Raw genomic sequence first — 24310 nt, 5'->3', positions numbered from 1 at the left:
ACTATAAACTATAAACTATAAACTATAAACCAAAAACACAAAGCATCTACTTTTTATTTTGGCTGTTTGCTGCAATTTGAGTTTCTAAATATAAAATTACCTTTTGAAGGCTTTCAATCGTTTCTTTTCTGGCCTCAGCCAATTCTTTATAATTAATAAGTTTCTCAGTATCTTCTTTTTCTGTTCTATTATAGACTAATCCTTCTTCATTTAAAACATCACATTTCAACATATTTCCGTTTCCTGTCAAAAGCCATTCTATATTAATTTCCGAGTACTTTTTTAAGATATTTTCTAATTTATCTACCCCGATAGTTTTATTATTTTTTAATTGACTAGCAAAAGAACCATTGGACATCCCAACCTCTTTTTCAAATATACTGACTTTAATCCCTTTAAAATCGATATACTGCTTAATTCTATGTATGGTATTTTCTATCATTAAAGTGATATTTAGAAAATTTCTTACTATTTCTTGTTTGTTTAGGAAATATCTTACTATATTTGTCCGATTGTTAATACAAACAGATCAATGGGCAAAAATATAAAATCTAAACCAAGTTATAATCAAGATGTCTTAAAGATTATAAAAGACAGATACGGGTATTCATACGATTATATTCGAAAATCTATTCGTGGAGATCGGGTTGGAATTATCTGCGACATGCTCAAAACCGAATACCACAAACTGAACAACGAATCTATAAAAGCAATAGAAAGTAGAGCCTATAAACTATAAGCCGTAAGCCTAAGTCATTAACTATAAGTCAACCTTCAAAATGAAAAAAATTACCTATCTATTATTATTGATTCAAAGTGGATTTTTAACTGCCCAAACTAAAACAGTTGTCACTCAATTTGGAGAAAAAGTTAGCATCAATCCATATGTAAATAACGGATTAGAAACCAATAATGGTTATATACAATTAGGAGGTGCGTTGACAAAACCATCTATTCTGACAACAACACCAAACTTTACTTTAGCATTTACAGGACTACAAGCTGGCGGAGCTTCAGATAATGTATTAGTGACTGATGCAAGTGGCGTTTTAAAATCTGTTGCCAGATCAAGTTTTGGAGGCAATGACAACTTAGGAAACCATATTGCCACTATGGATTTAAATATGTCCAACAAAAACATTACAAATATTTATAATGCTTACATTAAAAATGATTTTCAAATTTTTGACCGTATCACTTCTAATACCAACTATTTCGGGCTCTATAAAACCCAAGGAAAACTAGGCATTTGGAATAATGCAAAAAGTGCCAATGCTTTAACAATTGATGAAAATACAAACACAACGACACTGCAATCTGCCGCCATAGCCAAAGGAACAGACAATAAAACTCCCGTACCTGGCTCTGTGGCGACTGCAGCCGATACAAATGGGAATGTAATCTGGACAGCAACAAGCGAGGTAACAGGAGTGCTAGTAGGAGCTTATAATGTGACAGGTTCTGGATTGCCTCTACAAGATATACCAATATCAAGTACAATAAATGATTACTATGATATCAACGGATTAACCTTGTCAATAACAGTAACAAAACCCTCTAGACTCGTTGTTGTTGGTTCTGTACTAGTAACCAGCTCATCTGCCGGATACACTGGTCAAGGATCTATTGCCACATTTGTTGATGGCGTTAAATACAATCCAAATTATTACAGCTTTTTTGACGGCTACGCAAATGGCGCCAGTGGTGGACTTGTCCGTTTAGGTTCAACAGTACCTGTTAATACTGTAGTAGATGTAGAGCCTGGCACTCATACTATAAAACTAAGAGTAAGAGCATGGGCTAGCTATATAGGAGGAATATCGAATTCAACTATTAAACATCGAATTAATCCTACAACAGGTTCGTATTTAGGCTCCTTCAACGAAACAGGAGCACAAGCTCCCAATATGACTGTTTTGGTCTATACAAAATAATGAAGCCATAAAAATATCTACTAAAAACACTAATACGCTCTCAACAAAACAACTAATCTTAAACAATCACAAAACATTTTCATGAAAGAAATTAATTAAAAGCATACAATCAACTTTTAAACTTATGCTTCATAAATGCATTATCTTTTTTTGACTAAAAAAAGCATTCACCTTATTTTATTACAACTAAAACTTTTTAAGGCATAATGTCATATATGAGGTAATTAATTTTGCACTCGATTCTCATGGGAAAATTTTAATTGGACTTTACCATTTCCAAAAACAAAATACCCTAATAATCAATGCTTAAAAAAAAATTACAAATAGTTTAAAAATAATTTAAAATGAAAAATTTAACTTGTATGCTTTTATTAATCTGTAGTGGATTTGTAATGGCACAAACAAAAACAGTTGTTACTCAAAATGGAGAAAAAGTAACAATCAGCCCAACTGTTGATAACGGATTAACAGCAACTAATGGGCATATACAATTAGGCGGTGCATTGACAAAACCATCTGTTCTGGCAACAACATCAGCCTTTACTTTGGCTTTTACTGGACTGCAAACAGGTGGAGCTTCAGACAATGTATTAGTCACTGATGCAAGTGGTGTGCTAAAATATGTGCCGAGATCTAGTTTTAGCGGAGCAGATAACTTAGGTAATCACATCGCAACGCAAGATTTAAACCTCTCAAATTTTAATCTTTTAAACATAAAGAATGCTTACATTAAAAATGATCTTCAAATTTTTGATCGTATCACTTCTAATACCAACTATTTCGGAATCTATAAAAACCAAGGAAAATTTGGCATTTGGAATAATGTAAAAAGCACGAATGCTTTAACAATTGATGAAAGCAACAATAAGACAACTTTACTTTCAGCGCAAATTACTGCAGGAACAAATGGTAGTGCCCCGCAAACAGGCTACATGCTAACTGCAGCAGACCCTTCAGGTAATCTTGTATTTACTGCTCCAAAAGCAATTCCTGGTGCTATTTCGGGTGTCTATGAGTTTTTAGGAACCGATTTAATATCAATTCCAGCCAACACGACCGCAACTATCCCTATGAATGCAAACTCATTTACAATGAGCACTTCTGGAAAAGCATTAATTACTTATTCTGTATTACCCCTTCCTGCAAATGCTTCTCAGCCCGTACAAGGAAGTATCGATTTAATAATAGACAATACTAAAATGATATCCTCTTATTATTCAGCAACAGACTCCCCTTCTACCTTAGTAAAACTAGGAAATTACTCCACTGCTCAAAAGATGATCAGTCTTCCTGCTGGAACGCATACTGTAGGGGTTAACCTTAAATCTTGGTCTGGCACAACCAGAACCAATGTTAATCCTTTCCCTTCGTATGTCGGCTCTATAGCAAATGACAATCAAGCTATGGTAGCAAGAATTACAGTTATTACTTTTAATGATTAAGCACTTTTAAAACTGTTATAAAAACAGCTTACCAAAAGTAAAGAGGCTTATCTTAAAGAGAAACTTCCAAACTTTCAGTTTTGAAGTCTTTTTATCAATATAAAAAAGAAAGAGGGATATCTCATAGTTTTGAGACTTCCTCTTTTTTTTTCTCAATTCAAACCACTTTTTTTCGCAATGATACTCGAGATTATACTATCGATCATGTAAAAAATAGCAAAAAACAACTCTTACTAAAAATACCATATGCCTTTTAAAATATAAGTTTAAAAAAACAATTTTAGCACGATGTAGACTGTTTTCAACAAAACACAGACAATAATAAAACTAGAACAAAAAGCAACAAACAAACCGTGATTCAACAGCAAATTACTCATTTTTCAACAGCATTAAACTCAATAATCAAAGAGAGGCATATAATCCCACACTTTTATCATTTAATAGAAAAACAAAAAAACATCTCTCTAAATTATTGTTTTAGAAATAGTTTACAATAAAATAAAGATCAACTCACAAGCTCAATTTTAAGAAACGATACATCTATATTTAGCATTCATACCATTATAAAGTTTTCTTTTTATCTGCATAAAACACCTTGTAAATTATATATTGACAAAGCATTATATCTGGTTTCTATATGTTTTCCTCAATTATTTTATTCCCTAAAAAACATCTCGAAATTCTATCCTATTAGATCTTCATTTCATTAAAACACAAATTGATTTATTTTATTAGAAATCGCACTTAAAAACCATAAAAAATTCTCGTTTCTTTTTTCGCCAATCCATATTTCACTTCCTCTCTATTCCGCTTTATCCGTTAATTATAATAGTTTTTTTAACACGAAAAAAACCCTAATTTACTACAACTATGTCCTTTAGCGGGTTATATTTTTTTATTGATCAACTTAGTTTTGCAAAAATTTATTTTGATTTCAATTATTGAAATTAATCTTTAACAATCATTTTTAAAGTTTTTCGTAAAAAAGCACAATCCTTTTTTTATTGTAAAAACATGATCGTCTTACATCTTTAAAATCTTAAATTTTAAAAAAATGAAAAAAACTATCTGGATACTACTACTAATCCCATGTGGATTTTTGACAGCACAAACAAAAACAGTAGTAACACAACATGGAGAAAAAGTACAATTTGACCCAAACTCAATCGGCTCTGCAGATAATGGTTTAACGGCACTCAACAAAAATGTACAGCTAGGCGGTGAGTTAAACAAACGCACCACTATCAAAGCCTCTACAACCAATACTATAGCAATTTCAGGATTAACTTCTAGCAATAATACTAGCGACACTCCAGTTGTTGCAACTGCAGACGGCACCTTAAAAAAAGGAGCTTTCCCCATGATAAACATTCTGCCAGACGACATAGGAACTGTTATCGCTATAGATGGCAAGCTTGAAGTTGCGCAAGAAATAAGCGCGATGATTACTGCTAACCTTAATATTGCTGGCACTACTGGAAATATTCCTACTCCTCTTGGCGGAATGACTAAAGTATTTATTGATAATCGCCATACTTTTTACAGCGATAGCAATACCAATTACTTTACCATTAAAACTACTGGAATTTATGCTGTTAACATCAATGTTCCAGTTACCCCTTCAGCCGCAAGTACACCTGCTGTTGGTGTCTGGTGCAATACGGATAACAAATGGGTCGCCCGTGTAAATTTAGATGCTGTACAAAAAGTTCCCTTAACCTTAATGACATCAATTACTTTGGATGCCTCTAAAACCTATTCTTTTAGAGTTATAAATACAGTAGACCTATTAGTAGAGGCTCTCAATTATGGTACATCAGGAACAGGGCCTGTCGGGTTCTTTTCTATCAAAAGATTAAAATAACCCAATTACAAAGTTTGATTCACGCTAAATTTTATCCTCAACATAATATCTGCTTTGCAATTCATTTTTTTAGCTTCAACAAGACTACAATCTAAGCTCGTTTTATTTCAAATTAAAAATTTTATGAACTAATGAAAAAAATCACCTGTCTGCTATTACTATTTCAATGCTTATGCACAATAGCACAAACAAAAACAGTAATCACTCCTCACGGAGAAAAAGTACAGATTAACCCTAATTTAATTGGCACTGCTGATAACGGGCTAACTCTTACAAATAAAAACATTCAGCTAGGAGGCGAATTAAACAAGCCTACTACCATTAAAACTAGTCAGGCTAATCCTCTTGCAATTGATGGTTTAGCTGTTAGTCCTAATACAAACGATATTCCTCTTGTTGTAGATGCAAATGGTGTCTTAAAAAAAGGAGCATTCCCTGTCATCAACATTGTTCCAGATAACATAGGAACAGTTATTGCAATAGATGGAAAGCTTGAAGTAGCTCAAGAAATAACTGCTATGATGACCGCCAACTACTCTTTTGCAGCTGGAACTCCTTATGCTATAGGCAATCTTACCAACGTACTTATCGATAACCAGAACACCTTTAAGAGTAGTGCTACTACAAACTCTTTTACTATTAAAACAGCTGGAGTTTATGCTGTCACAATGAACATGCCTCTTATTACAACAGATGGAGGAATGGTGGTAATAGGTGTTTATTGCGATACCGATTCACTATGGGTGGCCCGCATTAATATTAATGTAATAACAGTAGGAAGAAGAACCAACTTAACCTTACTTACTGCTATAAACATGGATCCTGCTAAAACCTATTCTTTTAGAGTTGGAAACACTGTACCGTCAACAGTTGAGGCTATAAATTCAGACAATACAGGATCTGGACCATCAGCTAGTGTTTCACTAAAAAGATTGAAATAAATATTGCCTTTTTAATAAAAAGACATGATAGGGATACAGTATTTACAATACTAAGAACTTAAAAAATAGAACAATGAAAAAAATCACCTTCCTGCTATTACTACTTCAATCTGTTTTAAGTATAGCACAATCAAAAATACTAGTCACACCACATGGAGAGAAAGTATCTGTTAATATCAACTCGGCTGCAACTGCCAATAATGGTTTAACCGCTGCGAACAAAAATGTGCAACTAGGGGGCGACTTAACTAAACCTACAACCATCAGCACTTCTGCTACTAATACCTTAGCCATAACAGATCTGACAACTAGCACCAATACAAACGATACTCCCATTGTAGTTGCCGCAGATGGTACCTTAAAAAAAGGAGCTTTCCCTTCAATTAATATTGTTCCTAGCGAAATAGGAACTGTTATTGCCGTAAATGGCAAACTTGAAGTTGCCCAAGAAATTATAGCTCTTATGTCGGGAAATTTTTCAATTAACGGCACAACAGGAACCACTCCTGCAGTTATAGGAAATATTACTAACATAATCGTAGATAATCTGCAAACTTTTTCTGGTACTGCGACTAGCAATTCTTTTTCAGTTGCAACAACTGGAGTATATTCTATTAAGATGTCTCTTCCAGTTATTCAATCAACAGGAACACAAGCTATTGGCCTTTGGAATAATACAGACAATAAATGGATGGCTCGCATTAGTATCGTCCTTACAGGAAGAACCAATTGCAATTTAGTTTCCTCAACTAATCTAGAGGCTGGTAAAACCTATTCTTTTAGAGCTGCCAATACGACTAATTTTACCATCGAAGGTCTTAATTTAAATCCAGCAGGAACAGCATCGGTTGCTTCTTTCTCTGTAAAAAGATTAAAATAAGATCCCTATAGACTCCGCAATATCTAAAAAAAATACCAGTCGAAAATCGCATTTCGACTGGTATTTTTATATTAAAAAAATGCTAATGAATCTAAAATCTTCCCTATAGCATAAAAGACTTCTATAGTCGCTTGAACTAAAAAAAATTAACTTCATTAAAAGTTCTATAAAATTATTATTCAAAACTAAAAATCACATTTTACCAGAACTTAAAATCTATACAAAAAAACAAACCATTAATAAAGTCTGATTTTCAACACTCTACCAAAACCTAATCTATTTTAACACAAACATAACCTAAACGAGATACATAATCTATTACGCTATCGCATTGCAGATCAATACCTTCAATTCGTAAAATTTTATCGCAATCTTCCAAATCAAAATTGATTTTGTAATCTGGAAACTGATTTTGCATAACAGCTACAACATAATCTCGATCAGATTCTTTCTGAACATTTGTTTTAAAAATCTCCACGATCATATTGGTATCTTTTAATTCTTTAAACTGGTACATTTTACTTTTATTAAAAAGAGTATAGAAATTCGAATTCAAAAATAAAGGAGAAGCTCCTATTTTAACAGCAATTTTATACCAATGGCGTACGATTTATACGAATGGCGTTGGTATAATTTTTTCTTGATAAATATCTACAAACTATACGATTGTATTATTTTTGTCGATATGACAATTGCAAAAATCTACCAGAACTTTTTTCTACGAAACCTAATCGTAAATACACTTGTTTACTTAGTTATTTTGGCCTGTATTTATGACGAAGTAAAACTCGACGGACATAGCTGGTCTTACATTCTCAGTAAAATTGCTATGGGATATTTTCCGTGTATTGTCTGGATTACGGTTTTTAATATCTGCATTATCAAACCTTTTTTATTTCACAAAAGGTTCAAAATCTTTTTCACGCTTCTTGCAGTCTATTGGACTTGCTTTTATTTCTTCATGAACTGGTTCCTTCCTCTTGTGGAGTTAGGAAATTTAAAAACCCTTCAGATTGTATCGCTCATCATAAACGGCTGCTTTTTTTATTTCCTGCATATTGTTATTAGCAAAAAAATGAGCCAAGCCGACAAAGATATTATGAATTTCAAATCGGAACTTTCGTTTTTAAAACAGCAGCTGAATCCGCATTTTTTACTCAATGCAATGAATAATCTTTATGGAGAAGCTTTGGCAGAACCCGAAAAAGTTCCAGATCGAATCCTGAATCTTTCAGATATGCTGCGTTATCAGATTGAAGCTTCTAAGAAAGATTATGTTTTAATGCAGGAAGAAATTGCGTTTATTAAAAAATACATCGAATATTACACCTTTAGAAACGAAAGACTAGCTGTAACGCAAAAAATTGAAGGTGTTCACGACCAAATCGAGATTCCGCCTTTGTTTTTTCTGCCTTTGGTAGAAAATGCAGTGAAATTTTCTGCCGAAACTGCCGAACCTTTTATCAATCTCGACTTGAAGGTAAATTGCCGAAGTGTTACTTTTACTTTAAAAAACAATTATCTCGATTCGGGATCGCGCCTTTCGAGTACGGGAATTGGAATTGAAAATCTAAAAAGACGTCTAGAAGTATACCGTTTAAAACACGATTTGAGCTGTAGGAAAGAAAAAGATATGTTTATTGTAAAATTGAGTATATGGCACTTACCTACCGCTGTCTAATAATTGATGACGAATCTCCGGCACACAAAGCCTTGATTTCTCATATCTCCAAATTTGACGAACTGGAACATTCTGGAAGTGCTTTTAATGGTATGGAAGCCATAAAACTGCTCAACGAAAACCAGTACGATATTATTTTTCTAGATATTAATATGCCCGTAATTTCGGGTGTAGAATTAATGGAACTCCAGCCCAAACGCCCCATTACAATTGTTACTACGGCTTATTCTGATTTTGCCCTTTCGGCTTATCAAAACGATGCGATCGATTATTTGATGAAACCCATTTCGTTTGATAAATTTTCAAAAGCAATCGAAAAAGCCAAAACGTATCATTCTGGAAATAATCTTAAAAAAGAAACCAGCGATGACGAAAAAGTACTTTCTTATCGTTCCAACGGACAGGTGATTGAAACGCCTCTTTCGGATATTTTGTACATCGAAAGTCTAGGCAATTATATGAAATTGTACAACTGCAAATTAAAATCTCCAATTGTCATTTATGGTTCACTTGCGAGTATAAGTGCCGAAATTGATTGTGCCCATTTTTTGCAAGTTCACCGGTCTTTTATTGTAAATACAACTAAAATTTCTTCCGTTACTTCCAAAAATCTTACGATGTCTAATGGTGATATTGTTCCTGTGGGAAGGAAATATCAGATTCTATTGAACAATCTTTCGATTAGATAATTTGTCCATTTAGATATTTAGATAATTTTTGAAAGGCTCAACTTTTTAAGTTGGGCTTCTTTCTTTATATGAAATTCTAGACAACTCCAAGATCTCTTATTCTTAGTTATAATAAGACTTACAGAATCTAGGAATTATTGTTTTTATTTGTTTTAATCCTGTAGCAATTACCGTCAATTGATATTTTGTGAATTATTTTCTTAAAAAAAACAGCAAACTAAGAAACTTTTCTTACTTAATTATTTAAATTCGCGCCAACCGAACCACTAAGCCCCTAAAAAACCAATGAACATTTTTAATTTTTTTAGAAGATCAGATACAAAATGTCCGAGATGTCTTGGAAAAAGATTTGTTGATTGGGATGATATCCGCCGTTTAAACCGTCAATTAAAATGGGTTCCTGCACCTTGCGCGTACTGCGACGCAACAGGAAGAGTCCCCAAAGAACTGCTTTCGAAAGTTGCTGTTGACTGCATGTATCTCACAATAGACTTGCCAGAATCTGTAATCGAAAAAATAAAAGAAGGCGATCTAGAAACGATTGAAAAAGGAAAACAGCGCGAACTTTTTGTAGATCATCTTATACAATATGCAGAGCATCATTACCTCACTCAAAATCTTGATGCCGAAAGCATTGCCAATTTATATTTGGAATTCGAGGCAGAAAAAGCTCCTTTTGCCGTTACCAAAGAAGAATTAATAAAATATATTCAAGGCGTAATCGAATTAAAGAAATCTGCATTAAGCTAACTCTTTTTTATTTTTTTGCACTTTTTAAAATGTTATGACTTCACTCATTCGTAAACAACTTTTCAAATCAATAAAACATGATTAAAACTTTAAAGCTGATTTTTATTGCAATTTCTTTTTTATTCTTTTTTGGCTGTTCTTCTGGAGATTGCACCAAAATGATTACTATTCCTGCACAAACTATACAAACACCATCTGGATCATCTTACATGCCTGCGTATGAAAGAGAAGTTTCTTGCGATTTTGAAATTGAACCTGTGGAAGAGAACACCAAAGAACTTGAAAATTTCTCGTACGAAATTTTGAATTTCGTTTATACCCCAGACACTGGAAAAAATACTAACCGACTTCAAATGGAGATAAAACTAAACAATCGTAATGACTTTAATGTCACAGGGGCTCCAGTAATTACTATTAATGTTGATGGCGCAGAATCTATTGGAAATTTTGCATCAAAAGCCACCTCACCATGTTATGGAATTGACGCTAAATCTAGTTGTATTTTTACATTTGATCAAGAAACTTCCTTAAATTTTGGACTGATAAAATCTATAAAAATTGTTTCGGTAAAATATATCGTTGCAAAAAATTAGTTTCCTTCTTTTAAAATCTAAAGAAAAAATTCTTCTAAAAAAAACAGGTATAAATACCCGTAGTCATCACTTAATTTTAAACTAATATTGTTCTGAATAATTTTTAGTTTAGGCAAGGTTTTCTAATAGAGAGCTTTTTAATTTTTGTCACTTTTTTTTTGGAACAGAAAGTGGGATTTCAAATCGCTGGTACCGATTAGAAATTTCACTTTTTTTTGTTTACCTATCTAATCTTTTTTTACCGCAAAGGGTTACGCAAAGTTCGCTAAGTTTTTTTTTGAGAAGTTTGCTAAGACACAAAGCTTGATCTACACAAAGCTTTGCGGACTTTGCGGTTTATTAAGTCTTTAATTAAAAATTCTTAGCGCACTTTGCGTTAAAAAAACATTACTCTTAGAAACCTCTGTTGCTTTGTACCTCTGCTCCTTTGCGCCTAAGAAAAAAGCCTTATTTTTGTGCTCTGTAAAAGCCACGAAATTAAGTCCGCATGACTAGAGAACATTATATTCCGTTTAACAAAGAATTTTTACTAGAGCAGCAAATCGCTACGTTTGCCGGAAACGCGCAAAAAGCTGATGATTTTAAAAAGTTATTCGAAATTATCGAACACTATTATCATTACGAATCTTTTAACCTTAATAGAAATCTAAAACAGCATTACGCACTTTACGATCCTGATTTAAGCGAAAAAGAACGTGAACAGTTTATCAATAAAAGCGATTTCCCCCTTTTTAAAGAAACGTTGCTAAAAGTTCTCGAACGTGGCAATTACTACAGAATTAACCAGAAAGCTTTAAACGACGCTTTTAATGAATCAGATTTGATTGGACTAAACCTTTCTATCGATTTTAATGCTTTTAAAGATTTTGAACTCTATGCGCGCGGACATCACAAGGCGAAAGAAAAAATCAAAAAATACTTTTTCTGGACCAAAGAAGTCGAAATTGAATATTATGATAGAGTGCTTATTTATCTTAATTATAGCGACGCTGATTACCTAAGAGAAAAGAAAGTCAAACTAGGAAAAATGCCAATTGATCCAGGTTCTATTGCACTGAAAATCTTTAAGCGTGTTCCTAAAAACGATCTTGAAACCATTTTTCCGAACGCTATTCCGAAAATGTCTCTCAAAGATAAATTGCTACTTTGGGTTCCAGGAGTTTTTGGTGGACTTTCGTTATTAAGTGCAAAAGTAATTCCAGCTTTGATAAACATGTATGAAGCGTATCAAACTGGCGAAACCATCGATTTATTAAACAGTAAAACTTCTTTAAATCAAGGTTTAATTGCGCTTGGAATTTTAGGTGCTTATTGTTTCCGCCAATACAACAACTTCATAAATAAGAAAATCAGATATTCTAAAACACTTTCTGACAGCTTGTATTTTAAGAATATTGGAAACAATAGTGGCGCTTTTTACTCTTTATTAAATTCTTCTGAAGAAGAAGCTTTAAAGGAAACCATTCTAGCTTATACTTTTTTACACGAAAGTGAAGATTCTTTAACAGCCGAAGAGCTGGACAATCAAATTGAATCTTGGTTTCAAACCAAACTAAATACCGATTTAGATTTTGACGTAAACGATGCTTTATTAAAATTAAAAAGCATTGGTTTGGGATTAGAAACTAATGGGAAATGGGAAGTGATTCCGCTCAATGAAGCGCTTATTGCCATAGATGAACTTTGGGATAATGTTTTTCAATACAATCAGAAAGCTGATGCTCTAAATAATTAAAAATGTATACCTACAAATGTTCCTGCTGCGGAGAAGTTTTTGACGAAATGCCTTTATGTTTCGGCAACGAATTTCCTGCTTATTATTTTACAATTCCGCCCGAAGAAAGAGAACAAAGAATTGAATATGGAGGAAGCTGGTGTTATGTTGATGAAGAACATTTTTTTCATCGCGGAAGATTGACCATTCCGATAATCGATTATCATGAAGATTTGGTTTTTAATGTCTGGACTACGATAAGCGAAGATAATTTCTGCCTACGAATGGATTTATGGGAAGATACCAACAGAATTAATCAAGAGCCTTATTTTGGCTGGATGCAGACTGATGTTCCCACTTACGGCAAAACCATATCTCTAAAATCAATCGCCATTGAACAAGATTTAGGATTAATTCCGGAAATAAAACTGATCGAAGAAAATCATCCTTTAACTCTAGATCAGGAAAACGGAATTACACTGGAAAAAGCCATTTCGATTGTAGATCAAATAATGAAAATTCAGCACGGTAAAAGCTAAAAGAAATTTTACTAGATTTACGCATCTAACCTTAAAACCACAAAAAATGAGAACATTAGATCAATGGTTTGCAGAATATGCCGTAAGTCACCAAAACCCGACCAATAAAGCGATTCATTACATTTGCGTTCCCGCAATTTTCTTTTCTATCGTTGGATTATTAATGAGTATTCCGAGCGGAATTATTGCCAACACTTTAAACCTAAATTTACCTATTGTCGAAAATTGGGCTTTTGTAGTTCTGCTTTTTGTTTTGGTTTTCTACATTAGATTATCGGTTGCAATGGCAATTAAAATTGCTTTGTTTTCGGGAATCTGTTTAATCTTAAATTATTATATCGGACAAGTTGTTCCGTTATGGGCATTTTCAATCGGCGTTTTCGTCATTGCTTGGATCGGACAATTTTATGGACATAATATTGAAGGCAAAAAGCCTTCATTCTTAAAAGATCTTCAGTTTTTATTGATCGGTCCTGCTTGGGTTGTTGAGAATTTGTTTTCTAGGAAATAGAGCTTCTCAGCAACTAAAAGAACAAGAGCTAGAAACAAATATTAGAAATTTAAAAAAAGGACAAATATTTTTTGTCCTTTTTTTATGACTAAAATATACTTCAAATATTTTTTATATTAGCGTAATAAATCAAGTCCAAAAATGAGAAGATTAACTGCGTTATTAGCTTTCGGAATTTTACTTTCTGCCTGTAAAAAAAATAACGACAAACCTATTTCTAGCGTCAATAAAACAAAAAGCAACACTATTAAAGAGCAGTCCGCTCCAACAACAGAAAACAGTAATTCAGAATCACTTTTAGAACAATTTTCTAAAAATAAAAATGAAGTTATTCTCAAATTAAAAACACTTTCTAATAAAGAAGCCAATGCTTTGTATGAAAAATATTCTGAAGAAAATACCGCTTTAGTACAGCAAATAGCCGAAAAAGAAGCTGGAGTATTGGATAAATTCTACAATGAAGATGAGGCCAATAAAAAAGCTGTTAAGCTTTTAGGCGAAAAACTTTCTAAACACCAACTAGAGTTTTCTGAAATTGGCGAAGGATATGTTGAAATAGATCCCGTTCATGATTTTTACTATCAGATTTTTAAAAACTATGTTACGAATGATTATAAAGATTATTTGTATTTAATAAGTGAAGAAAGCAAATCGCTTTATTCTGCAGATGCTGGACTTGTTATCTCTTTTAAAGATTTGGGAGAAAGAATAATTTCATGGGAAAATTTCATGACCAAATATCCTGATTCAAATTTGATTGCATCTGTAAAAGAGCAATATAAAAATTACCAGATGGATTATCTTGTTGGTCAAGACAATACACCAACTGCAGAGCGAGCAACAGACGAAAACTATATTTATCCAGAAAATATTCAGGAGTTCAACCGATTCATGAAAAAATATCCAAAAAGCCCAACTGTTCCTCTAATTAACTTGTTTATGGAGAATTTCAAAAACGAGAGTATTTTTGATCTATTAAGAGCTGAACAGGATAAACTATAAATCTGAACCAAAAAAAAATTAACAACCAACAATCTAATTATGGAAAATAAAAACCAACCTATTACATTCGTCTTTTGGATAGTAGCCATTATTTTGGGCGTGACCTTGTATAAGCAATTTGACTTTCATAATCTAAAATTTGAAAATCCGGCAATGGCAGTTATTTATAGCATTGTCTTTGTATTTTCGGTTTATTACATCATTAAAAATTCTAAAAAGAAATAGTAAGAAAATACAATTTAATAATAAACCTTGGAAAGTTTATGAGATATATCTGCCAAATATTGATTAATAGGTCTGATATTTTCTGTAGTATTAACTCATTCGTGTCAAGCAAAAGCCAAAATTTCGCCTAAAAAATAAATCAAAAAAAGACAGAATGGAATTGAATTTTAAAGATTTCCCTAAACTGATTACCGAAAGATTAGTATTAAGAAACATTGAAAACACTGATGTCACTCTAATACATAAATTACATTCTGATGCAATTGTAAATGCTTTTGTTGGAAGAGAAAATTCATCAAGCTTAAAAAAAGCAGAAGAATATATAATCAAAATGCAAAATTTAATTGCGAGAAATGAATGCATTTATTGGGTTATAACAGAAAAAGAAAATAACAACCTAATTGGTTCAGTTTGTTTATGGAATTTTGATATTGAAAATGAAATTGTAGAAATAGGATATGAAATGTTGAGTGAATTTCAAGGCAAAGGAATAATGACCGAAGCAATCAAAAAAATAATAGAATATGCGTTTGAAAAAATAAAAGCAAAAATAATAACTGCTTTTCCCTCTTCTGACAATATTAATTCTGTATCAATATTAAAGAAAATGAACTTTGAACTGGAGAATAAAAAATATAACAATACCCATGAGAATGTAAAAAATCTGGTAACTTACACTTTAAGAAATAGCAAAAATCAATAACTAGAAGAGAATCTTAAAATCTTCAAACCATAAAAAAAACCTGCAAAATATATGCTTTACAGGCTTTTTTATTATTGACCTCGATTGTCTGAAATGTTCACAACAGTGATTATTCTATTGTTTGTCAATATCTTCTAATATTGAAATTCCGGTCAAATTTGCCTGGTTGTTTTTTAAAAATGCGTAAGTAATTTTGTCAACTTTACAATTAATAAATTGAACTTTTTTAAATCTATCATTATACTTAAAAAAAGTGTTTAAAATTGTCGCGTCCTGAAATTTAACTCCATAGAAGGAACAATTTTCAAAATGACAGTCTTCAAAAGCTCCTGTGAATACAATATTACTAATGTTTGATTTGCAAAATTTCGTAAACTTCCATACGACATCATTTACAGTACTGCTCTCTAAGTTTGATTCCAAAATTTCCGCACCCGAAAAGTCAGCTTCAGAAAAATTACATTTTTCAATATTACTTTTAAAAATATTAGCATCAATAAAATAGCAGTTTTTAAACTGATTGTTTGAAAGATTAGAAGACTGGATTTTGGTGTTTCTAATGTCCGAATTAGAGAAATCGCACGCTTCAATATTATTTTTTCCCAGAATTAATCCAGATAAATCAGATTTTATAAACTTGCAGTTCTTCATATTTGAAGAGCTAAATTTTTCCTTTAAGTTTTTTAAACCCGAAAAATCAGCATCAATCCAATTACCTTGAGACATATCCCAATTCCAGTCAAATTTTTCACTTGGATTGTTTTTTGCACTCTCTCCTGTTTCTTTAGAAATCTTTTCAATAAATGGTGTTACATTTTTTTCAGTCTGAAAACTATCAGAGAAATAGTTAAGGTCAACACCCAGAATTTCTGCAAGTCGGTTTAATGTCGTGATATCCGGCATAGATTCGCCACGCTCCCATTTACCAACTGCTTGAGGACTTATGGATACCTTTTGTGCAAGTTCAGCTTGTGAAAGATTTACTTTCTTTCTTGCTGCGACAATTTTATTGCCAATTGATTGTGAATTTAGCATCATAATTTTTGTGTATTTGTGATGTCACAAAGTTATTTTGTCCGTTAGTCCCGATGCAAAAAATAGCACCTACCTTTAGTTGCTTTTACACTACTTTCAGTTGTATTCTGGCAACTAATAGTTGTTTTTGTGTTTTTTTGCTTATTTGAGTCAATTATGCATCTTCATTAAAAATTATTTTAACTGAATATGATTTTTCTTTTAAGAATATCTTGCCAATAAAAAGACCGCAATTGTAATAATTAATTACAGAAGTTTAAGCTTTAAATTAGCGAGCTTAAATCACCAATAACTCACTCATAAACAAATATATCATTATTATTTTTACTACAAATTTAATGTACTAATAAAAAACGGAGATCATTTAAGTAGTTATGGTATTACTTAAAACGAAAAAAACTTGACAGCGTTTAAACCTAAATTCTACGTAAATGCAGAATATATTAAAATTAGATCATTTCTAAATCGATTTTCAAACCATAAAAAAAATCTGAGAATCGACATTCTCAGATTTTTAATTTTTATTGTGACATTGACGGTGCAGACTTCGAATCGTTACTAGAAGAGCTAAGGATTTTAAATAGCTGCATAATCTAATGCCTATTTTCTATTTAAGTAACATTTTAGTATAAGTACTTCGATATAATATTTAAAAATAATTTACTCTAAAATTAAATCGCAAACCAATTCCCGTAAGGGAAAATGAGATCTTAAATGACAATTTCATAATTATCACAGTAATTTTATTGGTATATAAATATCAATAATGTGATGTTTTTCGGGATGCAATTTAGGATCATTTAAATGACTTAAGAAGAAATTTCTATTATCTGGTTGATACCCATTTTCTTCAAACCATACTTCGTAAATATAATTCCATGTTTTAAAGCATTCAGACATTGGCGCTTCTTTATGGAAAATAGCATACAATCCACCACTTATTGTCGTATTGCCAATTATTCCTTCTCCTATTATTTTTTCAGGAACAGACAAACAAACATCTGCTTGAAGCATTCCTTCTAAATTAGCATTACTCCTATAGACGGTTAATGCTTTCGTTTCAGGAAAATTTACCAAATCCCTCGGAGAAGCCCAGCTAAAAAGCTGTTTAAACATATCTTCAAATGTCTCACTATCATGTTTGTGAATATTCAGATTTCGAATATAAATAACATTAAATGCATCCAGTTTTTTGACTTCAAAATCAAGTTTCATAGTTTCACTCATTTCAATATTTTTTAAATTATTTAATTTGAGTGCAAGGTAGTTTTCGATTTCGGACTGCATTTTTCCAATATTGCTATCTATTATACCGATATTGCTATTTTTATACAACTTCCGCCATTCAGAAGGTGTTTGCTGTTTAACTTCACGAAAAGCTCTTGAAAAGGACGAAATACTTAAAAAACCACAATCAGTTGCTATTTCGCTAATCGTTTTGGAAGGATTGTTCATTAAGAAGAATAAGGCTCTTTCAATTTTTGCATTTTTAATAAAATCATTAATTGTTCTCCCTGTAACTGACTTAAAAATTCTATGAAAATGAAACTTTGAAAAATTTGAAAGAACAGCTAATTGCTCTAAAGAAAGTTCTTCATGAAGGTTTTCTTTAATATAATCTATACTCTTATTTATTCTAAAATAATACTCTTTAATAGATTCTTCTTTTGTCATGCTTTTGGATCTATATTTCGTTTCGACTAAAGATTCATGATGTGTAAACCAATATTGAAACCAAAGTTAAGAATGTATTTTTCAACCACAAAAAAGCCTGAGAATCAATATTCTCAGGCTTTCATTTTTTTTATAGTGACCTTGGCGGTACAGAATTCGAATCATTTGTTGTAAGATTTAAAGATTTTGAATGATATCTAATTTTACTATTTTGAATTTAACATCCCTTATTGGTTACAATCGCTTTCCCGATTCATAAAGGAACAAGTACACCAAATTCACATTCATGTTAGTACGAAAATTACTTAATAAATAAAAAGCCCGTTTGATTATTAATGAAATAAAAATCCTATTTTTGAAAATCAGTAAACACTGAGATTTGACATGTCTGGCAAATCTATTTAGGGTAAGTAAGTCTGATATCCTCAGGTACATATATAAATATAGGAGTAATCATAAAAACTCAAATGGAAAGAACAAAAATTAAAAGAATTTTATCAGCTATAGAATTTCATCAAATAAATGAAATTTTATTAAGAGAAATTAATTTTCCAATTGAGGGGGAAGGAATTTATATAAAACATGCTGGAACACATTACGGGCATGTTAAAATTCAAATTTTCGAAAAAACGGAGTTAGGTTCTTCAATTTGCTATTGGCATCTAGAAGAAGAAAAATTTCCAAAAGGTGCTTATCGAGAAGCTATTGAAAAAGTTTTAAGTTTTTTTATCTCTTATTTAGAAGCTATTAGAGGAGAAAGAGTCAATATATATTTTGAGATACTTGATGCAACTTTTCATCCAGTTGATTCAAGTGTAGGAGATTTTGAAATTGCTACTATACAAGCAATAATAAATGCTTTTGATGAGAATTTATATATTCCTGATCACAAGTATGTTTATAGAAAGTGATCTTCTACTAATAATTACTACAAAGGATTTCGGTAATCGGCTTAATGAAAAATTTGCTTTGTATTTGGGAGATTTGACAAATTTTAATGATAGACTTAATTTAATCCCAAAACCACTGTTGTACATAAACCTTTAGCCAAAATTCTAAATCAAACTTAATGAAACAATTTGAGATTATATACGATTTCGGAATTTCGGACGTAATACAAAAATCATGGTTTATGATTATACCCCTATTTATCTATTGGATAGCAGTTAATAAAATCCGTAATAATGAAAATGAAGAAGGAAATTTGATTCAGAGTTTATTTCGACAAAACGAAAGCGCTGATAATACAAATGCACAAATAATTAAATATGTTGCAGTAATCTTTTTTGCATTTCTGCTCTTTATTCAAACAATTAAAATATACCGAACTTACAGCATGTTAAATAGTGGATTAAAATCTATAGAAGGTTATGTGAAAAACTTTCACGGAATGCCATACTCAGGACACGATACTGAAAGATTTAATGTTAAAAATGTAGAATTTGAATTTTCAGATTTTGATTTATCTGACTTTGGCTATAATAATGCAAAATCAAAAGGAGGAGTGCTAGATGAAAATGTCTATGTTAGAATAAAATATTATCAATCAAAAGATCGAAATGTTATACTTAAATTAGAAAAGAGAATATAAAATTTCAACTAACAGCGATGATGGGGTTCGAACCAATTTCTCCCATAAATACTGGTATTCTTAAAGCTAGAAGAAAATGTTGAAAATTTTCGAACCACAAAAAAAGCCTAAGAATCAATATTCTCAGGCTTTCATTTTTTTTATAGTGACCCCGGAGGGGTTCGAACCCCCAACCCTCAGAGCCGAAATCTGATATTCTATCCAGTTGAACTACGAGGTCAAAAATATTTAAATTTTCAATTTTTAAAATCCCAAATTCCAAGTTTAGTATTGGAATTTGGAATTTATATATTGAACTTTCCAATTTGGAATTTGGAATTTCTTTATTGGAATTTAAAAATTACGACAGTAATTTTTTCACAATTGTAGAAATGGTTTTTCCTTCAGCCGTTCCGCCTAATTGAGCAGATGCCAATCCCATTACTTTACCCATTGAAGCAATTCCAGAAGCTCCTGTTTCAGCAATGATTTTTGCAACTACAGCTTCTACTTCTTCTTCGCTCAACTGAGCTGGTAAAAACTTCTCGATTACAGCAACTTGAGCCAATTCTGGTTCTGCTAAATCTGGACGGTTTTGCTCTGTAAAGATTCTTGCGCTCTCTTTACGAGTTTTAACCAATCTCTGAAGTAATTTAATCTCTTCATCTTCTGATAAATCTTCTTTAGATCCAGAAGCAGTTGAAGCCAATAATAATTCAGATTTAACAGCTCTTAATGCTTCTAAAGCTACTGTATCTTTTGCTTTCATGGCCGTTTTAATTTCGTCCATGATTTGTGTTTGTAAACTCATGTCTATATTTTATTTGAATAAGCTAAGCGCTTATTAATTGATCTATTAATTTGGAATTTGTTCTCGACTATTACTATAGTTTGTCAGGCTGAGCGGAGTCGAAGCCCTTTCCGACAAGAAGTCCTTCGACTACGCTCAGGGTGACAATATTATTTTAAAAGTACTATTTAAAAGTCAAATTTTGAAATTCTGTGCGAAGATAAAAAAAATAACCCGAAAATTAAATCCAATTTTCGGGTTACCTAATATTATGATTCTAAAAATTAATCTACATTATCGTGCAAAAATGAATTGTTTGAACGTAATTGTAAATCATTATTACTGTCTGTTCCAACAGAGATTCTAGAATTTGTATTATTAGACTGAGAATTAGACAAATCTATTCCTAATCTTTTGTAAGCTGGCTCTTTTTCCAACTCATCAATTCTAGAAACATTGTTGTGGAATTTATAGTTAAATTCTTTTAGTTTCTTTCTTCTTTCTTCTGCTCTTAAACGCAATGTTTCTTCAATAGTTAATTCTAAAGGAGAAACTTCAGAAGTTGTTGAAATATCTGGCTGACTTGCAAAATCAACTCTTTGTTTCAATGTAATATTTAATTCTTCTGGAATTGTAGGCTCAACTACTTTTTCAACTGGTTTAGAAGCTAATAAATCATTTTCAACTTCCATATATTCTTCTAAAGAATATTTAATAATTCCGTTGTCTGAAACTTCAGTTACAGGAACAAATTGTACTGGATCGTTTACTTTAATATCACGAGTTTCATTTGTCAATTCAAACAAAACTCTATTATCCTCAACAACTGGCTCTCTTTTTACAGGCTCTTGCTTAAACAAAGGAAGATCAAAAGAGAAAGCTGTTTGTTCTTCTTTTTCGAAAACTCTTTGTTGTTGCACTGGCTGGAATGGCTGTTGTTGCTGTACTTGCTGAACTTGTTGAACAGCTGGTGCCTCAGGAGATGAAATTGTAAAATCGATATCTGTAATTGGCGAAACAATTTCGAAAGTTACATCTAGATTTTTGATAAACTCAGACATCACCACTAACTCTTCCTGATTAATTGCTGGAGCAACAGCTTGTGCAGTTGGAGTAAAGGTTTCATCATCGTCAATCAAATCAAAAACAACTTTATCTTCTACTTTTGCTGTCGGTGTATCAACAGTTAAATCAAAAGAAGCAAGTGGTTTGTTTGTTAAATTATGAACACTTCTCTGCTCATCTTCTAACGTATGAATGATTTTCTTTGGCTCTGTATTTACAATTTCATTTTGTTGTTCTACATCAAAACCTGTAGCGATAATAGTTACAGCAATAGCTTCACCAAGAGTTTCGTCTTCACCAACCCCCATAATGATATTTGCATTGTAACCAGCTTCGTCTTGAATGTGGTCGTTGATTTCTCCAATTTCGTCAAGAGTAATCTCATTAGTTCCAGAAACGATAAGCAACAATACGTTTTTGGCACCCGTAATTTTATTGTCATTTAACAATGGAGAATCTAACGCTGAAACAATAGCATCTTTAGCTCTGTTGTCGCCTTCAGCCACAGAAGATCCCATGATCGCAGTACCGCTGTTAGCCAAAACAGTTTTCGCGTCACGTAAATCGATATTTTGCGTATAGTGGTGCGTAATTACTTCGGCAATACCTCTAGAGGCTGTTGCCAAAACTTCATCCGCTTTAGAGAATCCTGCTTTAAAGCCAAGATTTCCGTATACTTCTCTTAATTTATTGTTGTTGATTACAATTAAAGAATCGACCTGCTTACGCAATTTCTCAATTCCAATAATCGCTTGCTCCTGACGCACTTTCCCTTCAAATTGAAACGGAATGGTCACGATACCAACTGTTAATATTTCTCTTTCTTTTGCTAATTGAGCAATTACCGGAGCTGCACCAGTTCCAGTTCCTCCACCCATACCAGCAGTGATAAATACCATCTTAGTATTCTTATCCAACATTTTTTCAATATCCGAAATACTTTCGATTGCCGACTGCTGTCCAACGTCTGGGTTTGCTCCTGCTCCTAACCCTTCAGTTAAATTAACTCCTAACTGAATTTTATTAGGTACCGAACTATTTTGAAGCGCTTGCGAATCGGTATTACAAACGATAAAATCTACGCCTTTAATACCTTGTTTGAACATGTGGTTAATTGCGTTACTTCCGCCTCCACCTACACCTATTACTTTGATTACATTTGATTGATTTTTTGGTAAATCAAATGAAATACTTCCAAATTCTGAGTTGCTCATCATCTTTTTGGTTTTTTGAAATTCTTATTAAGTACATTTTTTACTTCTTGACTTGGGGCAAGAAATAATCCTTCTCTTTTTATTATTCTGCGTTGTCTAAAAATTCTTTGATTTTGTCGACATATCGATCAAAAAATGATCTTCTTATTTTGGTCTCAGTAGATTCATTTTTAGGCACCCTTTGACTTACGGTTTCTCTAGGTTCTTCAATGGTTTCTACTTTCTCAACGTAGTTTTCTTCTACTTCGTATCGCTGTACTGGCGGAGCAGTTCTGTAAACAATTTTTGGCTGTTCTTGAACCATTTCCATTCTAATCGCACTTTGCGAACTGTTTTCAATACTATTCATTACTAATCCTACTGCGGTTGCATATAGCGGGCTAGAGATTTCTTCACTAGAGTTTCCTGCCAAATGCTCGTTCGGATAACCAATTCTAGTATCCATTCCTGTAATGTATTCTACCAGCTGTTTAATGTGCTTTAATTGTGCACCCCCACCTGTTAATACAATTCCAGCGATTAGTTTTTTACGAGGATCTTCGTGTCCGTAAGCTTTAATCTCAGCAAAAACCTGTTCTACAATTTCCACAACTCTTGCATGGATAATTTTAGATAAGTTTTTAAGCGAAATCTCTTTGGGCTCTCTTCCTCTTAAACCTGGGATTGAAACAATCTCGTTGTCTTTATTTTCCCCTGGCCAAGCAGATCCGAATTTTATCTTTAAAAGTTCAGCTTGTTTTTCAATAATCGAACATCCTTCTTTGATATCATCTGTAATTACGTTTCCTCCAAAAGGAATTACAGCTGTATGACGAATGATACCATCTTTGAAAATAGCTAAATCTGTTGTCCCGCCTCCAATATCGATAAGCGCAACACCAGCTTCTTTTTCTTCCTGACTTAAAACAGCATCAGCCGAAGCTAATGGCTCTAATGTCAATCCAGACAATTCAATTCCTGAACTCTGAATACATCTTCCAACGTTTCTGATTGAAGATGCCTGACCCACTACAACGTGAAAACTAGATTCTAATCTTCCGCCGTACATTCCGATTGGCTCTTTAATTTCAGATTGCCCGTCTATTTTAAATTCTTGCGGTAAAACGTGAATAATTTCTTCTCCCGGTAACATCGCCAGTTTATTTACCTGATCGATTAGGAGCTGAATATCTTTTTCCCCAATTACTTCTTCTGGATTATTTCTGCTGATGTAATCGGTATGCTGTATACTTCTGATGTGCTGTCCGGCAATACCCACAACCACATCTTTTATTTTGTATCCTGAATTATTTTCTGCTTCGATTATCGCTTGCTGTATCGATTGTATCGTCTGCGTAATGTTGTTTACTACTCCTCTGGCAACACCCAAACTTTTGGATTTGCCAATGCCCAAAATCTCCAACTTACCATATTCATTTTTTTTGCCAATCATGGCAACGATTTTGGTTGTTCCAATATCTAGACCTACTGCAATGTTATCTTTTTCCATTTTCT

General features: G+C 32.5%; 24 protein-coding genes and 1 tRNA gene. 17 read left to right on the top strand and 8 right to left on the bottom strand.

Annotated features, from left to right (window positions below; genetic code table 11):
* Window positions 1–46: 46 nt before the first annotated feature.
* Window positions 47–442 (bottom strand): peptidase S24, encoded by a 396-nt coding sequence (locus DM397_RS09475; RefSeq protein ID WP_111377304.1) that lies wholly within the window; start codon window positions 440–442, stop codon window positions 47–49.
* 90 nt (window positions 443–532) lie between these two features.
* Between DM397_RS09475 and DM397_RS09470 the strand changes: the two genes are divergently transcribed.
* The 6 genes from DM397_RS09470 (at window position 533) to DM397_RS09445 (ending at window position 7061) form a co-directional block, all read left to right on the top strand.
* The gene (locus tag DM397_RS09470; protein WP_111377303.1) at window positions 533–739 is read left to right on the top strand and encodes a hypothetical protein; all 207 of its coding nucleotides are present in this window, start codon (window positions 533–535) and stop codon (window positions 737–739) included.
* A gap of 40 nt (window positions 740–779) precedes the next feature.
* Window positions 780–1934 carry a hypothetical protein gene (locus DM397_RS09465; protein WP_111377302.1) on the top strand — a complete coding sequence of 385 codons (1155 nt, stop codon included), beginning with the start codon at window positions 780–782 and terminating at the stop codon, window positions 1932–1934.
* Window positions 1935–2278: 344 nt separating this feature from the next.
* Entirely contained in the window at window positions 2279–3376 is a 1098-nt protein-coding gene (locus tag DM397_RS09460) for a hypothetical protein (protein ID WP_142479110.1), read from the top strand.
* Between the two features lie 1099 nt (window positions 3377–4475).
* Window positions 4476–5240 carry a hypothetical protein gene (locus DM397_RS09455; RefSeq protein WP_142479111.1) on the top strand — a complete coding sequence of 255 codons (765 nt, stop codon included), beginning with the start codon at window positions 4476–4478 and terminating at the stop codon, window positions 5238–5240.
* A 131-nt stretch (window positions 5241–5371) separates the two neighbouring features.
* Window positions 5372–6181: a hypothetical protein gene (locus tag DM397_RS09450; RefSeq protein ID WP_111377299.1), complete on the top strand. Its 810-nt coding sequence runs from the start codon at window positions 5372–5374 to the stop codon at window positions 6179–6181.
* A 73-nt stretch (window positions 6182–6254) separates the two neighbouring features.
* Entirely contained in the window at window positions 6255–7061 is an 807-nt protein-coding gene (locus DM397_RS09445) for a hypothetical protein (protein WP_111377298.1), read from the top strand.
* A gap of 271 nt (window positions 7062–7332) precedes the next feature.
* Here the strand turns inward: DM397_RS09445 and DM397_RS09440 are convergent, their stop codons facing one another.
* Window positions 7333–7578 (bottom strand): hypothetical protein, encoded by a 246-nt coding sequence (locus DM397_RS09440; RefSeq protein WP_239457830.1) that lies wholly within the window; start codon window positions 7576–7578, stop codon window positions 7333–7335.
* 81 nt (window positions 7579–7659) lie between these two features.
* On the opposite strand from DM397_RS09440, the gene DM397_RS09435 reads away from it, so the two are divergent.
* The 9 genes from DM397_RS09435 to DM397_RS09390 all read left to right on the top strand — a co-directional run bounded on the left by DM397_RS09435 (window position 7660) and on the right by DM397_RS09390 (window position 15468).
* Window positions 7660–8742 (top strand): sensor histidine kinase, encoded by a 1083-nt coding sequence (locus tag DM397_RS09435; protein WP_239457829.1) that lies wholly within the window; start codon window positions 7660–7662, stop codon window positions 8740–8742.
* Window positions 8718–9431: a LytR/AlgR family response regulator transcription factor gene (locus tag DM397_RS09430; protein ID WP_111377297.1), complete on the top strand. Its 714-nt coding sequence runs from the start codon at window positions 8718–8720 to the stop codon at window positions 9429–9431. Before DM397_RS09435 ends, DM397_RS09430 begins: the two co-directional genes overlap by 25 nt.
* Before the next feature lie 285 nt (window positions 9432–9716).
* Window positions 9717–10181: a hypothetical protein gene (locus DM397_RS09425; protein WP_111377296.1), complete on the top strand. Its 465-nt coding sequence runs from the start codon at window positions 9717–9719 to the stop codon at window positions 10179–10181.
* A 77-nt stretch (window positions 10182–10258) separates the two neighbouring features.
* Window positions 10259–10774, top strand: a complete 516-nt coding sequence (locus DM397_RS09420; RefSeq protein ID WP_111377295.1) for a hypothetical protein — start codon at window positions 10259–10261, stop codon at window positions 10772–10774.
* 487 nt (window positions 10775–11261) lie between these two features.
* Window positions 11262–12509 carry a TMEM143 family protein gene (locus DM397_RS09415; protein ID WP_111377294.1) on the top strand — a complete coding sequence of 416 codons (1248 nt, stop codon included), beginning with the start codon at window positions 11262–11264 and terminating at the stop codon, window positions 12507–12509.
* A gap of 2 nt (window positions 12510–12511) precedes the next feature.
* Window positions 12512–13027: a DUF2199 domain-containing protein gene (locus DM397_RS09410; RefSeq protein ID WP_111377293.1), complete on the top strand. Its 516-nt coding sequence runs from the start codon at window positions 12512–12514 to the stop codon at window positions 13025–13027.
* 46 nt (window positions 13028–13073) lie between these two features.
* On the top strand, window positions 13074–13538 hold the full coding sequence (locus tag DM397_RS09405; RefSeq protein WP_111377292.1) for an Mpo1 family 2-hydroxy fatty acid dioxygenase: 465 nt from the start codon (window positions 13074–13076) through the stop codon (window positions 13536–13538).
* Window positions 13539–13679: 141 nt separating this feature from the next.
* Window positions 13680–14540: a hypothetical protein gene (locus DM397_RS09400; protein ID WP_111377291.1), complete on the top strand. Its 861-nt coding sequence runs from the start codon at window positions 13680–13682 to the stop codon at window positions 14538–14540.
* Between the two features lie 379 nt (window positions 14541–14919).
* Window positions 14920–15468, top strand: coding sequence for a GNAT family N-acetyltransferase (locus DM397_RS09390; RefSeq protein WP_111377289.1), 549 nt, complete (start codon window positions 14920–14922; stop codon window positions 15466–15468).
* Window positions 15469–15582: 114 nt separating this feature from the next.
* On the opposite strand, the gene DM397_RS09385 is transcribed toward DM397_RS09390, so the two are convergent.
* Window positions 15583–16506 (bottom strand): helix-turn-helix domain-containing protein, encoded by a 924-nt coding sequence (locus DM397_RS09385; RefSeq protein ID WP_239457828.1) that lies wholly within the window; start codon window positions 16504–16506, stop codon window positions 15583–15585.
* Between the two features lie 729 nt (window positions 16507–17235).
* Window positions 17236–18177 (bottom strand): AraC family transcriptional regulator, encoded by a 942-nt coding sequence (locus tag DM397_RS09380; protein ID WP_111377288.1) that lies wholly within the window; start codon window positions 18175–18177, stop codon window positions 17236–17238.
* A 467-nt stretch (window positions 18178–18644) separates the two neighbouring features.
* Here DM397_RS09380 and DM397_RS09375 point away from each other — a divergent pair, with 467 nt between their 5' ends.
* Both DM397_RS09375 and DM397_RS09370 read left to right on the top strand, forming a co-directional pair.
* Entirely contained in the window at window positions 18645–19088 is a 444-nt protein-coding gene (locus DM397_RS09375; RefSeq protein ID WP_111377287.1) for a hypothetical protein, read from the top strand.
* Between the two features lie 158 nt (window positions 19089–19246).
* Window positions 19247–19768: a hypothetical protein gene (locus tag DM397_RS09370; RefSeq protein WP_111377286.1), complete on the top strand. Its 522-nt coding sequence runs from the start codon at window positions 19247–19249 to the stop codon at window positions 19766–19768.
* A gap of 146 nt (window positions 19769–19914) precedes the next feature.
* Here DM397_RS09370 and DM397_RS09365 read toward each other — a convergent pair.
* From DM397_RS09365 to ftsA, 4 genes are all read right to left on the bottom strand, one after another.
* Window positions 19915–19988 (bottom strand) — tRNA-Arg (locus DM397_RS09365).
* A 120-nt stretch (window positions 19989–20108) separates the two neighbouring features.
* Window positions 20109–20558, bottom strand: a complete 450-nt coding sequence (locus tag DM397_RS09360) for a GatB/YqeY domain-containing protein (RefSeq protein WP_008467137.1) — start codon at window positions 20556–20558, stop codon at window positions 20109–20111.
* Window positions 20559–20821: 263 nt separating this feature from the next.
* The gene (ftsZ, locus tag DM397_RS09355) at window positions 20822–22819 is read right to left on the bottom strand and encodes a cell division protein FtsZ (RefSeq protein WP_111377285.1); all 1998 of its coding nucleotides are present in this window, start codon (window positions 22817–22819) and stop codon (window positions 20822–20824) included.
* A 79-nt stretch (window positions 22820–22898) separates the two neighbouring features.
* Window positions 22899–24305 carry a cell division protein FtsA gene (gene ftsA, locus DM397_RS09350; RefSeq protein ID WP_111377284.1) on the bottom strand — a complete coding sequence of 469 codons (1407 nt, stop codon included), beginning with the start codon at window positions 24303–24305 and terminating at the stop codon, window positions 22899–22901.
* Between the last annotated feature and the right edge of the window lie 5 nt (window positions 24306–24310).

Origin of the sequence: Flavobacterium nitrogenifigens (genome assembly GCF_003254565.1) — a bacterium.
GTDB classification, from domain to species: domain Bacteria; phylum Bacteroidota; class Bacteroidia; order Flavobacteriales; family Flavobacteriaceae; genus Flavobacterium; species Flavobacterium nitrogenifigens.
The sequence above is the reverse complement of the archived record's forward strand: the minus strand, read 5'-3'. Positions and strand labels throughout refer to the sequence as shown.